This window comes from Brumimicrobium oceani, from assembly GCF_003143775.1.
Classification (GTDB): domain Bacteria; phylum Bacteroidota; class Bacteroidia; order Flavobacteriales_D; family Crocinitomicaceae; genus Brumimicrobium; species Brumimicrobium oceani.
Genome location: NZ_QFRJ01000007.1, coordinates 52,441 through 66,181 on the forward strand (window position 1 = coordinate 52,441; position 13,741 = coordinate 66,181).

General features: G+C 35.5%; 12 protein-coding genes. 5 read left to right on the forward strand and 7 right to left on the reverse strand.

What is annotated here, in order from left to right; all coding sequences use genetic code 11:
* Window positions 1-67: 67 nt before the first annotated feature.
* Together hxpB and DIT68_RS09945 are read right to left on the reverse strand one after the other, a co-directional pair.
* Window positions 68-733, reverse strand: a complete 666-nt coding sequence (gene hxpB / locus DIT68_RS09940) for a hexitol phosphatase HxpB (RefSeq protein ID WP_109359652.1) — start codon at window positions 731-733, stop codon at window positions 68-70.
* Entirely contained in the window at window positions 730-1,578 is an 849-nt protein-coding gene (locus DIT68_RS09945; protein WP_146194183.1) for a hypothetical protein, read from the reverse strand. The genes hxpB and DIT68_RS09945 overlap by 4 nt, the downstream gene beginning before the upstream one ends.
* Window positions 1,579-1,719: 141 nt before the next feature.
* Here DIT68_RS09945 and DIT68_RS09950 point away from each other — a divergent pair, with 141 nt between their 5' ends.
* Entirely contained in the window at window positions 1,720-2,982 is a 1,263-nt protein-coding gene (locus DIT68_RS09950) for an LETM1-related biofilm-associated protein (protein ID WP_109359654.1), read from the forward strand.
* A gap of 284 nt (window positions 2,983-3,266) precedes the next feature.
* Here the strand turns inward: DIT68_RS09950 and DIT68_RS09955 are convergent, their stop codons facing one another.
* The 3 genes from DIT68_RS09955 to DIT68_RS09965 all read right to left on the reverse strand — a co-directional run bounded on the left by DIT68_RS09955 (window position 3,267) and on the right by DIT68_RS09965 (window position 4,959).
* Window positions 3,267-3,800, reverse strand: coding sequence for a hypothetical protein (locus DIT68_RS09955; protein ID WP_109359655.1), 534 nt, complete (start codon window positions 3,798-3,800; stop codon window positions 3,267-3,269).
* Between the two features lie 104 nt (window positions 3,801-3,904).
* The gene (locus DIT68_RS09960) at window positions 3,905-4,564 is read right to left on the reverse strand and encodes a signal peptidase II (RefSeq protein WP_109359656.1); all 660 of its coding nucleotides are present in this window, start codon (window positions 4,562-4,564) and stop codon (window positions 3,905-3,907) included.
* Window positions 4,565-4,575: 11 nt separating this feature from the next.
* Window positions 4,576-4,959 carry a TraR/DksA family transcriptional regulator gene (locus tag DIT68_RS09965; protein ID WP_109359657.1) on the reverse strand — a complete coding sequence of 128 codons (384 nt, stop codon included), beginning with the start codon at window positions 4,957-4,959 and terminating at the stop codon, window positions 4,576-4,578.
* A 116-nt stretch (window positions 4,960-5,075) separates the two neighbouring features.
* On the opposite strand from DIT68_RS09965, the gene DIT68_RS09970 reads away from it, so the two are divergent.
* The 3 genes from DIT68_RS09970 (at window position 5,076) to DIT68_RS09980 (ending at window position 8,545) form a co-directional block, all read left to right on the forward strand.
* A complete protein-coding gene (locus DIT68_RS09970) occupies window positions 5,076-5,726 on the forward strand; it encodes a nitroreductase family protein (RefSeq protein ID WP_109359658.1) in 651 nt (216 codons plus the stop codon).
* Window positions 5,727-6,231: 505 nt separating this feature from the next.
* Window positions 6,232-7,392 (forward strand): iron-containing alcohol dehydrogenase, encoded by a 1,161-nt coding sequence (locus tag DIT68_RS09975; RefSeq protein WP_109359659.1) that lies wholly within the window; start codon window positions 6,232-6,234, stop codon window positions 7,390-7,392.
* A gap of 124 nt (window positions 7,393-7,516) precedes the next feature.
* Window positions 7,517-8,545 (forward strand): hypothetical protein, encoded by a 1,029-nt coding sequence (locus DIT68_RS09980; protein WP_109359660.1) that lies wholly within the window; start codon window positions 7,517-7,519, stop codon window positions 8,543-8,545.
* A 96-nt stretch (window positions 8,546-8,641) separates the two neighbouring features.
* On the opposite strand, the gene DIT68_RS09985 is transcribed toward DIT68_RS09980, so the two are convergent.
* Window positions 8,642-9,220, reverse strand: a complete 579-nt coding sequence (locus tag DIT68_RS09985) for a hypothetical protein (protein ID WP_109359661.1) — start codon at window positions 9,218-9,220, stop codon at window positions 8,642-8,644.
* Window positions 9,221-9,460: 240 nt separating this feature from the next.
* On the opposite strand from DIT68_RS09985, the gene DIT68_RS09990 reads away from it, so the two are divergent.
* Complete coding sequence (locus tag DIT68_RS09990; RefSeq protein ID WP_109359662.1) at window positions 9,461-10,084, forward strand: carbonic anhydrase family protein; 624 nt, start codon at window positions 9,461-9,463, stop codon at window positions 10,082-10,084.
* A 136-nt stretch (window positions 10,085-10,220) separates the two neighbouring features.
* Here DIT68_RS09990 and mfd read toward each other — a convergent pair whose 3' ends face one another.
* Window positions 10,221-13,577: a transcription-repair coupling factor gene (gene mfd, locus DIT68_RS09995; RefSeq protein WP_109359663.1), complete on the reverse strand. Its 3,357-nt coding sequence runs from the start codon at window positions 13,575-13,577 to the stop codon at window positions 10,221-10,223.
* Between the last annotated feature and the right edge of the window lie 164 nt (window positions 13,578-13,741).

Genomic DNA, 13,741 nt, shown 5'->3' on the forward strand with positions numbered 1-13,741 from the left:
TGTGGAGGCGCAATGCCATTTTTTGGCAGCGCAATGCCACCGTGTAGCGGCGCAATGCATTGCGCCGCTACACGGTGATAAAAACATTTAACAATTCCCCTAAATTATCTACTTGTAAATCAGCCACTTTCAATTGCTCTGTAATCTCATGTGTTCCATCGGGAACTGCTACAACATTCATTTTTGCAGCTTTTCCTGCGATAACTCCATTTAGAGAATCTTCTATCACCAAACAGTTTTGTGGCTCGCTTTTTAACAACTTTGCAGTTTCAATATATACTTCTGGATGGGGCTTTCCATAAGTGCAATTTTGCGCAGAAAGAGTTGCATCAAAAAAATGGGTAATTCCTAGTTTTTCAAGACTGGTGTCAATTAAAATCTGAAATGATGAACTCGCTAAACCGATTTTCATTCCTTTGGATTTAAAGAATTCTAGAATTTCAACAACGCCTTTCATGGGTTGACCATGGGCTTTTATTCCGTTGACCATTTCGTTCATGATTTCATCAACGACTTGGGCTTTCGTTTTGTTTTTCCACGGATATTTTTCGAACCAATAATCTATCACTTCGTCAATTCTTAATCCGACAGTTTTTTCGCCGCCAACAGCCATAAAATCAATTCCAATGCTAGCAAATACTTTTATTTCAGCAGCTTTCCATAATGGCTCTGAGTCAATTAGAACTCCGTCCATGTCGAAGATTACGGTGTCTATATTTTTGAAATCCATCATTTTTTTAGCTTATATAAATAGTTACTCGTAAAGATTCCAGATTCATTTTCATCGGTCAAATAAATATGTTTTTTGTCCACAGCAATTCCTTCTTTTTGCGTCCATGAGTCGTGTAAATATTCCTTTTTCTGAACCCATTTTTCATTTTCATATTTATACATGTACAGTTTAGCATAGGTTAGGATATATAATTCATCTTGATTATAAAAAGCTGCATCTGTTATACTTTCCTCACGCCAATTTGTAGCGGGCAAATGCAAGTTTGTAAGCAGTTTTGCCTCATATTCGCCAGGAACTAGAGGTAAAGAGTAAATCTTAGAAATCCCATCAAAGGGCACGGTTCTGTTTTTGGTGAAAATCAGCAATTCACTTTCGCCCAAAACATTTTCTTTCACAACCATCGCTTCTGCATCGTAATAAAGTTGAGCTTCTTCTGGCGGAAAATTTGATTGTTCAGGATAATGAAATGAAATCTTTTCGGCTTCCACACTTTTGTTATTTAAAACCTCGTCTATTCTTACTTTGTAAACAACCAGATCTTTACGTTTATTTTCATTGTTTCCAATATCACCGATGTACAAAAACTCTTTCCCATCGTAAGCCATTGCTTCCCAATCTACATTTGTAGCATTTCTTAAAACACATGAATGCTTGATTTTACCTTTCTTATTAAAAACTAAAATTTTTGCTTTGTTCCCAGAATCATTCAATGATAGGAAAGAGCATTTATGTTTTATAAGTGCAGAGCTTTCAACCAAAGCGGGAGGTAAAGAGGCTATTTTATTCTGAGAATGACTTGTACAAGCAAAAAGAAAAAAAACGCTGAGTATCCAGAATTTGTACATATTGATTTGTTTGAATTTGAGCATATTCCTACAATAATAAGAAAAGATAGGGCTTAAAACAACACTTTTTATTTTGCGAATATTCATAATTAAACTTTAGAATTATATACCTTTATATTTAAATTTCAGAAGAGCTCAAAAATGATGCAGCCAGGTGCAAAAAATTGGATTGATAAATATTTCTCATTAATTAATGAAGGCGTAATTGATATTAACTCAATTGCTCAACCAAGTTATGTTTCCAAGGAAAACTTCTTGCACAATGTTTTCTTTAATTCTGGAATTGTTTTTGGTTTTCCGAGTGAGTTCCTGTTTTTTAAAGGTGAAACTTCTAAAAAGTGGACAAGCGATGAAAAAACTACGTTTCTGCTATTTGAATGCCTACTCCTTGTTTATCTTTCTGAGAAGAAAACTGTAAATAAAGAAGAGTTCGTAGCTTCTCTTTTGGTCTTTTATGAGCAGTACAATAGCACTGTTTCCATTAACGTGCTTAAACTTTTATTCAAAGAAAAAGACGTCATCAAGTTAGAAGGGATTCTTAAAAGGCGAGTTCACCTAAAGAAAACAATCAGTAATCAATTGTGGGTAAACTACCTTAATAATAGCCTTGTTTATTTGGATGTTTTGGCCTTTCGATCGTTTCTAATCAATCAAAAACAACTCAAGGAAAGTTATGATGCTTTTCTTTTGGGGGCTTTAAATACGATTGGTGTAATGTCAAGGGTTGATCATAAAATTGCTGAAATAGAAGATCAAATTCTAACCGTTTATCTTGCTTCTGCAAACATGGACGATAGCAGTAGAAAAGCCTTTAAACAAAAGTTAGCCAACGAGGAAATCTACATTGAAGACATCGTTTTACCAGACGAAAATGATGATTTGTATAAGTTTTACCTTGTGGATATGGCCGTGCTAACAGTGCATTCTGATTTATCGGCAATGAGTGAAGAAATCGTTTACCTCTATAAATTGTGTAAGCACTTAAATGTTGATAACGAACAAATGGAACGTTCAATTATCATGATTGAGCGGTTTGTAATGGCCAATAATCACCAAATAACTTTTCTACAAGAACGTTCTTCTTATGAGCAATTGTATGGGAATTTTTCTAAACGATGGATTAAAATTCTCGGAAGAAACAAGGATAAATTCATTGAAGAATTAAGAGAAAGTAAGGAGTTAATTAGTCTGGTGAATAAGTCTTTTACGCAAGAATTAAATTCTGAAGAAAAAGAGAAAGTAAAAGCTCAATTTAAAGATTTAGCAAAATCATTACCGGCACTGGCTATTTTTATGCTGCCTGGAGGATTGATTTTATTGCCGCTAATTTTAAAGATTATTCCAGATTTAATTCCTTCAGCTTTTAAAGAAAATGAAGTGGAGAGGGGGAATGATAAATTGTAATTGATTAACCAAGTGTGGTGTTTAAACTCTACTGACGTCTAGTGTTTATGGCGGTTTAACCACGAAGTAGGCACAAGTTCGTAGAGTTTAGAGCAAGCGAAAAGGAAATGCCAATTGATCTCGCCTCAGTACTCAATACTCACACTCAGTGCTGTAACCACAAAGGTTTTTTGGTTGTTATGAATGGATCTAAAAATCGTTGAAATTCAAAGCCCTGGGCGTTAGAAATTAATGATTAAACATTATTTTTCAGCCCTACAACGTTAATAATTAAACCTTGATCATTAAGATTGAACGCTTTTTACCGTCAATATAGCATCCTCAACTCCATCTTTAGACAAACCATTGCTGCTTGATTCGAATAAGTAATTTATTCCATCAATTTCATGTTGTGCCGCTGTGTGATAAGTTACTTTACTTGTTCCAGTTGTTAAGGTGTAAACCACAAAATCCTCTTCTTTCTCTATGAAATCAACAGTTTCCGTGTGATTATTTAATTTTTTGAGGTATTTCTCAAACCCGTTTTCTGTTCCCCAATCCATAATTGAAACATAAGTTTGTTTCCCCATTTTTAAATTCCAAACATAAGTGTCTAGTTGGTGCAGCACTGTTGCTCTTTCGTTTTTAGGAACCAATAAATTTGCATTGAGTTCATAAGGACGTAAATCAAATCTTACGAAATTATCTACATCTTCGGTTGAATTTGAGTTCTCTGTATTAGCATTTAATTCTGAATCCTCTGCTGAACTTTCTTCTTTGCAACTTGAGAAAATTAAACTCAAAGCAATTAAAACAAGGATTAAATATATCTGTTTCATTTTTTTAATTTTCTGAAAGCCGAAATTACATTATTTCAATGCGAATATCGACTCATGGATTTATAAAGACCAAACTGAAGAAGTGATAAAGATTCCATTCCTATTTATTTCTCCTTTGGGAAAAACACTTTTTGACGAATTAAAACATAAATCATTCCACATGAAATGGCAAAATCTGCAACGTTCCAAATTGCTGGAAACACTTGTCCGCCGCCTAGCCATGGAACCCATGTTGGCCATGTAACTCTGAATTGAAACATATCAACTACGTTTCCAAACAGAAATCCGCGGTGACGAACTTCTACCATTTCAGTGTAGCCAAAATAGGAACATTCTTCAAATATTCCTGACCCTTCTACTTGATTGTAGGAAATACAAGGATCAAAATAATCTCTAAAAATGAAATCGTAAAACATCGAATCGAATAGGTTTCCTGTGGCTCCAGCGAGAACTAATGCTGCAACGATAAAAAACTCCATTTTTACTTCTGGTTTTTTGATTTGCTTTAGAATGTAATAAATGATCGCACCAATGGCCACAATACGAAATATGGAAAGCGTGAGTTTCCCCCACATTCCACCTCCGAGTTGCGTTCCGAAGGCCATTCCTTGGTTTTCAACAAAGTTTAAATAAAGCCAATTACCAACTAGCGGCACGCTCGGATCATCGAAAGCAAAGCTGGTTTTGACCCAGATTTTAACCACCTGATCTATGATCAAAACCAAAAGAACTAAACCGAATGTAATTAAATAGCGTTTTCTCAAACCTTAATTATTTAAGAGTCTTGTGCGTTCTTTGCTTCTATGCTCAAAGTGGCATGAGGAACCAATTTCAATCTCTCTTTACGAATTAATTTTCCAGTTGCTCTACAAATACCGTAAGTTTTATTTTCAATTCTAATTAAAGCGTTTTTCAAAGCTGTAATGAATTTTTCTTGACGCAAAGCCAATTGCGCCATTTCCTCTCGCGATAAAGTGTCAGAACCGTCTTCCATCATGTTGAATGAACGTCCTGTATCATCCGTTCCGTGGTCATCTTTATGAGAAAGTGAGTTCTTTAATATCTGTAAGTCTTCTGTTGCTTCGACTAATTTGCTGTCAATAATTTCCTTGAATTCTTGTAAATCTTCGTCTGAGAATCTTGTCTTTTCTTTTGCCATATTTATAATAGTTTAGATTTTGAATTTCACAATGAACAAATATAATCGAATTTGGTTTTCAATCAAGTGCTTTTATCGATTGTGAAAAAGTATTTTTGTAAATAATCGTTATTATAATGCAAATTCAAAGAAATATGGATGTTATAGATGCTTTAAATTGGAGGTATGCAGTAAAGAAGTTCGATGCTTCAAAGAAACTATCGGAAGAACAAATTAGTCGTGTGAAAGAAGCTCTTCAGCTTACACCAACTTCAATGGGTTTACAATTGATGAAGTTTGTGATGGTGGAATCTGAAAGCATTAAGAAGAAAATTACGCCAATTGCTTATAATCAACCGCAAATTGAAGATGCATCTCACCTGATAATTATGTGTCGAAAAACAGATGTTAAACCGGAAGACATCGATACATTTATTGAAACTGCTGCAAAAACTAACGAAATGGAAGTTTCAAATCAAGCGATGGTAGATTATGATAAATCTTTGCGTGTGAGTTTGTCCATTCCTGAAGAGCAGCAAAAAGTTTGGATGGATAATCAAGTGTATATTGCCCTAGGAAACTTGATGACCGTTTGCGCAGTAGAAGGAATTGATGCTTGTCCGATGGAAGGTTTTAACAGGAAAAAATTAAATGAAGATTTAGGCTTTACAGATCAAAACCTCGATGCCGTTGTGATTTTTGCTTTGGGATATAGATCAGAAGAAGATTATAGGTTGAAATTCAAAAAAGTGCGCAGGCCCATGGATGATTTGTTTGAGACGATTTGATGTTTTTAGGCGGTAGGCTTTAAGCTGTATGCTTTAAGCTGTATGCTTTTATCTACATGTTGGATTTAGGATTCTGTTATCTTCAATAAGCTGGTCGACGGATAGCTATCATGCCGACTTAGCCTGTTGAAGGTATTGTGAGTTTTCGAAAATAACAGTTAACAAAGAGTGATCAATCATTCAACTGTCTAACTAAGAAAATCCTTAACAATCCGCGTTCGAAGATTCGCGTCATCCGCGTTCCATTACAGCGCAAACCCCGAGTAAAGCAGCCACCAAAACCACGTTAAACATTAATAATTAAACCTTAATCATTATCAAGCACAAACCCCATCCCACCCAAGTCTTCGTATATTTTAACATTCTACCACCTTCAATATTCTTATTTTAGGGGCTTATAAAACTAATCTCAATTAAACTTGTTCTTAAAGTCTGTGATTTACCTAGCTTGAAGTGCTAGATGAGATTTACAGAATCAAGTTAAAAACACAATAAAAAATACCAAATGAACAATTTCGAATATTACAATCCAACAAAAGTTATCTTTGGAAAAGACACTTACGACCAAATTCCATCAAAAATAAAAGAGTCAACCGCTGGAAAACGAGTGATGATTACTTACGGTGGCGGAAGCATTAAAAAGAACGGCGTTTATGATGCAGTAATGTCAGCGTTAAAAGACTATGAAGTAGTTGAGTTTTCTGGAATTGAAGCCAATCCGGAGTATGATACTTTAATGAAAGCCGTTGAACAAATCAAAGAAAACCCAGTTGATTTCGTTTTAGCTATTGGCGGTGGATCTGTAATTGATGGAACGAAGTTTATTGTTTCAGCAGCAAAATATGATGGGAATCCATGGGATGTTTTAACACAGAAAAAAGGGTGTAAATTTGAATATGCGCTTCCTTTTGGAACAGTTTTAACGCTTCCTGCAACAGGTTCTGAAATGAATTCGGGAGCGGTAATTTCAAACAGCAGATTAAAAGAGAAAAGAACAATGGGCGGACCACAAGGCTTTCCTAAATTCTCATTTTTAGACCCAACTGTTGTGAAAACGCTACCAAAAAAGCAAATTGCTAACGGAATTGTTGATGCTTACATGCACACTTTGGAGCAGTACATGACCTATCCTTCTAATAATTTATTACAAGAAAGAATCGCTGAGGGAATTCTTGCCACCTTAATTGAAATTGGACCAAAAGTATTGGAAGACCCTGCCGATTATAAAGCAGCAAGTAACTTAATGTGGTGCGCCACTATGGCTTTGAACGGAACACTTAGAGCGGGTGTGGCATACGATTGGACAACTCACATGATTGGACATGAACTCACTGCTTTGCATGGAATTGATCATGCAAGAACATTGGCGATTATTGCCCCAAACTTGTACAAGGTGAAATTTGAAAATAAGAAGGAAAAACTAATTCAGTACGGTCAACGTATCTTCGGATTGGAAGGTTCTTGCGGCGAGGAAGCAATTCACAGAACCAAAACCTTTTTTGAATCTTTAGGGATAAAAACAAATCTTTCCGACTACACGGATGACTATAAATCAACGCCAAAAATAATTAGAGAACGCTTTGAGGAAAGAGGCTGGGAAGCGATGGGTGAACGTAACGATCTAACGCCAATTGAAGCAGAAAAAATAGTTGAAATGAGTTTCTAAATTGAAACATTTTGAGCACGCCTTGCGAATTTGAGCGCTTTAGTTTCGAATATTTGTAATTTAGTGAAAAGTAGCGAAACGGTTATCCTACTTTTCACTATTAATATTTTTAATACTTAATAAGATGAAGATAAACCCTCCATTTGTATTGCGTGAAAGCTACAACGACGATGTTTTGGAGTTGTTGAAATCCGTAACCTTAGGATCAAATGGAGCACGGTATCAGCACCAAAGATTAGAACAGCGCATAAAACAAGTGTATCGTCCGCTATTTCTTAATTTAGAACGCAACGATAAGGTGCTAGGAAATATCACCTTTTGCAGAAGGCCTAAAAACTGGTATGTTCGCTATTTTGCTTTTGATTTAGGAATGCAAGCTGCGAGTAAACAACCAAGATCTAAAGCCACTAATTCTGGATTAAAAAAACGAATTGGTGGCTTTTTTGATGACGCGTTTGAAGGGAAGGAAGAATCCCCAGATTTATTTTACGCCTATATCGATCCAAGAAATGAACGTTCGCTTTGGATGAGTCAAAATTTTGAATTTTATACCGCTGCTAAAATCGCTACACAGAGTTTTAGTAGGGTAAAACCCAAGGAGAAGAAAGAGGTAGAAGCAACAAAAGTCAATGACTTTATTCGAGAAAAGGTAGAAGAAAGCTACGGAAATCGGCCATTGTATTTCACAAAACACACTTTTAATGAAGATCCTTTTTACACTTTGACGATAAACGGAAAAATAGTTGCTTTCGCTAAAACGCATAGTGCGGAATGGAAAATTACCAGATTGCCAGGAAAAAACGGAGGGTTAATGCGAAACATCATTCCCTTTGTTCCGGGTTTAAGAAAAGTAATTCGTCCCAACTCACATGTTTTTACAGTAGTTGATTCTATTTGGAGTCAAGAATCAAAAGCAGAACACCTAGAAATGCTGTTTGAAGGAATTTTATTTCACGAAAAGACGAATACGATTATTTGGTGGGCAGATAAAAAAGAACCGATTTACAGTAGAATCAAAGATAAAGTGAACTGGGGCTTACTCAATAAAGTAAACGGAGTTCAAGAGGTAGATTTGGTCATTAGAACACCAAAAGGAGAACAGAAGATAGATTATGATGTTCCAACATACGTGACCGGGTTTGATTTTATTTAGTTTGTTACTTGGTTATCAATTTGTTTCGTTTTCAAGTTTTCAAGTTGACCACTTGTAAACTTGCCCACTTTAAAACTTACAAACTCTAAAACTCAATTATTCCTCTTCAACTTCATCTTTTATAATCTCAGGCAAATAGATTTTATCTTCAACCACAATGGCTTCAGGAAACTCAGAAATTAATGCTGCACGCGATTTTTCTGCTTCCAGTTGTGTCCTGTAATCGCCTTGCATTAAGAAATAATTCGGGGCTTTATATTCTACATAAGTTGGCGTTTCATCGTCCATTTGTAAGAATGTAGACCTGGCTTTATCCACTGCTGTTCTGTTCTGATCAAAAAACAACTGAATTCGATAACCATCCATCATAGGTCCCATATTTGGCGGTATAGTCGCAGATTTAAACTTAATGATTTTTTCTACATTTGTGCTTTTAACAATGTCTACTTTTCCCGGAATTATTGTTTTTGGTTCCTTAATGCTATCGCTAACCCATATGTCATCTGATTTTTGAGGAGTTAGTTCTTCTATTTGTTGAGGAGCTTCTTTCGGGGTTTCTTTCTTTTGTTCCGTTTCTGTTTCTGTTTCAGAACTTTTTCCGATTCTCCACCATTCATTTTGTGAAAAAACAGCTGGTGTAAGGGCCAATAAGAAAAGTACAACAATTAATTTCATCGAAAATATTTTGAGCAAAAGTAAATAATAATCTTCTAATTCTGTGATTTGAAACTTCACTTCCTTTCACAGATTTTGTGCCAAGTTAAGCATTTGCAAGAGGAGGAAATATGTTTTTTTGATAAAAAATCAGAAATTCTTGGAGACTCCATCGTACTTAATTTCTATTTTTACATTAATTATAATGTTTACTAATTGGACCTGGCGTACATCAGGTTTACTTAAATTAATCGATTGCATATGCATACCCAGACAAAAGAAAACCAGAGTAAATTAACCCCAAAGGAGATAAAACAATTGCTTATTGAAGGAAATAAGAGATTTGTAGCCGGTAAAATGATGGATAGGGATTTAATGGTTCAAGTAAAACAAACAGCCGTTGGTCAATACCCGCATACAATTGTTTTAGGATGTATAGATTCAAGAACAACGACTGAACAGATCTTTGATCAAGGAATTGGAGATGTTTTTAACGCACGTGTTGCAGGTAATATTGTGAATGATGATGTGCTAGGTTCTATGGAATATGCATGTAAGGTTTCCGGTTCTAAGTTGGTCATGGTAATGGGACATACCAAGTGTGGCGCGGTAACTTCTGCTTGTCATGGTGTTAAGCTTGGGAATATTACAAATATGCTGGCGAAAATTAATCCAGCGATAGAAAAAGCAAAAGAAAAATTTGATGACATTACAACCAAAGAGGCGATGAATCTTGTGGGTAAAGAAAACGTACTTAATTCAATGAAAGAAATACGTGAAAAAAGCCCGATTCTGCGTGAGTTGGAGCAATCTGGTCGCATCAAGGTAATTGGAGGAATGTACGATATAGAAACTGGAAAAGTAGAGTTTTATATAGGAGCATAAGACATCCAATGGAGTAACATTTTTTTTAAAGTATAAAAGTTTAATTAAGGAATAAACTTGGGGTTCTTCAGAACAAAAAAAGAAGCGTAAATTCAATTCTTTTTTTGTTCCGAAAAACCTAATTCATTCAAAGGGTTTATTGTTGCTTTTCAGCCCTCATCATTATCTTACTCACTTTTTCCAATGCTTCATCAATATTTCCAACATTACTAAATACCAATCTTAATTTATCATTTTTCTGATTCATTTTTACGCCTTTCGGGTTGCTTTGTATATAATTTAATACCTGCGTAAATATTGGACTTTGATAATAAATGTGTGCCGGATTCTCAGTAAAATATCCAATCATTTTTTCAGATTTGATAATTAAACGTGTAAATCCAACTTCTTGTGCTTTTCTTCGTAATCTTATTGATTGCAGCAAATCTTCAACCACAGCTGGAATTGGACCAAAACGATCAGCCAACTGTGTTTCAAATAGTTTTAATTCTTCTTCTGTTGCTAAACTATCTAGCTCTTGATACAAGGAAAGACGTTCGGAAACATTGTTTACATAATCATCAGGAATCCTGATTTCCATGTCGGTTTCTAAAACACATTCTTGAACAAATGATTGATAGCTGTCGCTGTTCCTATTCTCAAATAAATCTTTAAATTCAGATTGACGCAATTCATCTATGGCTTCATTCAATATTTTCTGATACATGTCGAATCCAATATCAGCAATAAATCCAGACTGTTCTCCTCCTAATAGGTTTCCAGCTCCTCGAATATCTAAATCCTTCATGGCAATACTAAACCCTGATCCTAAATCTGAAAATTGTACCAAGGCATTCAATCGTTTTTGTGCCTCTGAGGTGAGCATGTTGTAGCGTGGCGCAATCAAATAGCAGAATCCTTTTTTTGTAGATCTCCCTACACGTCCACGTAATTGGTGTAAATCACTTAAGCCAAAGTTGTTGGCTTTGTTGATGATCATTGTATTCGCATTGGAAATATCAATCCCTGATTCAATGATTGTTGTAGCCAATAAAACATCGTATTCATGTTCTATGAAATCCATCATTACTTTTTCGAGCTTTTTCCCATCCATTTGTCCATGACCAATTCCCACACGAACACCTGGACATAAACGCTGAATCATTCCAGAAATTTCTTGAATATTTTCAAGTCTATTGTGTACAAAATAAACCTGTCCACCTCGACTAACTTCATAAGAAATGGCATCTCGAATTGTTTCTTCGTCAAATTCTATAATTTCAGTTAATACAGGCTGACGATTGGGTGGAGGAGTGCTAATTATACTCAAATCTCGTGCCCCCATCAATGAAAATTGTAGGGTTCTTGGAATTGGAGTAGCGGTTAACGTTAAAGTATCGACTGTGGCTTTTAGTGTTTTTAGTTTGTCTTTTACAGAAACACCAAACTTTTGCTCTTCGTCAATAATAATTAATCCAAGATCTTTAAATTTCACATTCTTACTCACAATTTTATGCGTTCCAATAAGAATATCGATTTTTCCATCGCTTAAATCCTTCAAAGTTTCATTGCTTTGCTTTGTCGATTTAAATCGATTCACGTAATCCACACGAACAGGAAAGTCTTTCAACCTTTCTTTAAAACTTCTATAATGTTGAAGCGAAAGAATGGTTGTAGGAACTAAAATAGCTACCTGTTTTCCGTCTGTTGCCGCTTTAAAGGCTGCACGAACTGCAATTTCTGTTTTCCCAAAACCTACATCGCCACAAATTAAGCGGTCCATGGGAGTGTCTTTTTCCATGTCCTCTTTCACAGCCTCGGTTGCTTTTAACTGGTCTGGAGTGTCTTCATATATAAAAGAAGCTTCGAGTTCATTCTGCAAATAAGTATCGGGGGTATACGCATATCCCGGCTGACTCTTTCTTTTGGCGTACAATTGAATTAAATCGAAAGCAATTTCTTTGATTTTCTTCTTGGTTTTGTTCTTGAGTTTTGCCCAAGTTTGCGTGCCTAATTTGTTCATTGAAGGTGCCGTTCCATCTTTCCCAGTGAACTTAGAAATACGGTGCAAAGAGTGAATGGAAACATATAAAACATCGTTGTCCTTATATACAAGTCGAATGGTTTCTTGTGGTTTTCCGTTAACGTCAATCGTTTCTAAACCGCTAAATCGTCCGACTCCATGGTCAATATGTGTTACATAATCTCCTTTTTGTAAATTATGCAATTCTTTTAACGTTAAGGCTTGTTTTGCTTGGCGAAATCCTTCTTTTAGTCTAAATCTGTTGTACCGTTCAAATATTTGATGGTCGGTATAGCAGACCAACTTCAATTCTTCATTAATAAATCCTTCATGGATTCCAGTGTTAATTGGCGTAAACTCGACTTCAGCTTGAATGTCTCTAAAGATGTCCAACAATCTTTCAATTTGTTTTGGCTGATTGGAAAAGATGAGGTTTTTGAATCCTAATTTCTTGCGTTGTTTTAGGTCTTCTGTTAGTAAATCAAAATTCTTGTTGAAAGCAGGTTGTGCTTTGTCTGTAAACTGAATTACTGCAGCATCTTTATTGGTGTAGTCTGGTCCCCATTCAATTTGGGTAAACAGTTGAAGTTCTTTTTCTAAATCCGTTGGGTGAAAATACAGCTCAGAAGGTGGTGTGTGTTTGGCTCCTGTTTCTGGCAACTCATTAAAAATTGATGCAGCCTTTTTATATTCTGTTTCTAGCTGACCCTTAATTTCTTTGTAGGAGCTGATCCAAAGTGTGGTGTCTTTTCCTACAAAAGAGAGGAAACTTCCGTTCTCAGTTTGGTCAAGCGACAGTTGAATATTTGGAACGATATGAAAGAAAGCATGTTCTTTAATGGAAAGTTGGGTAACTGGGTCAAATGTTCTAATGGTCTCCAATTCATCACCAAAAAACTCTAACCTAAAAGGTTGGTCATTCGAATAAGAGAAAATATCTACAATTCCTCCGCGAATAGAAAATTGACCAGGTTCATATACAAAGTCTACAATATGAAATTCATGCTCTAAAAGAAAGTCAGTCAAAAATTCGATATCATATTCCTCTCCTTTTTCAATTTTAAAAGTGTTGGTAGAGAGCTTTTGTTTGGTTGGAACGCGTTCAAAAAGAGCTTTTGGGTAAGTAACGATCCAGGAATTTGGAGACTTTGTTACTTTGTCTAGAGCCTCCGCTCTTCCCACAACGTTTGCATTATCGGTTTCTTCTAATTTGTAGGGAACCTTGTAGGAAGCAGGATAAAACACCACGCGGTCATCGTCTAGGTAAAGTCCCTGCAAATCGTTCAAGAAATAAGCAGCTTCTTCTTTATCTTGTAAAATAAATAAATGGTGACCGGGAACCTGTTCTGCAACTGTGCTAGCGTTGAATGCTTTACTTGCTCCTACAACACCTTTCCATTGAATTTTCGTAGGACGATTTTGTAATTTATCAATTGTAGAGATTACTCCACTCGACTTTTTAAATTCTGCTTTTATTTGTTTTATCGTCATATTCAATTCTTGGAGGTGCAAAGATAAGTTATCTATCGCTTTATTCCCAATCTGCTGTATTTCGCAAAAAAATATCAAATGGGAATTACAATACTGCAAAAGTGAACAAGAAGTAATGGTTTTGGTTCAGTGAAATTGGAAGGAAAGTAGTTGTTGTTAATTAT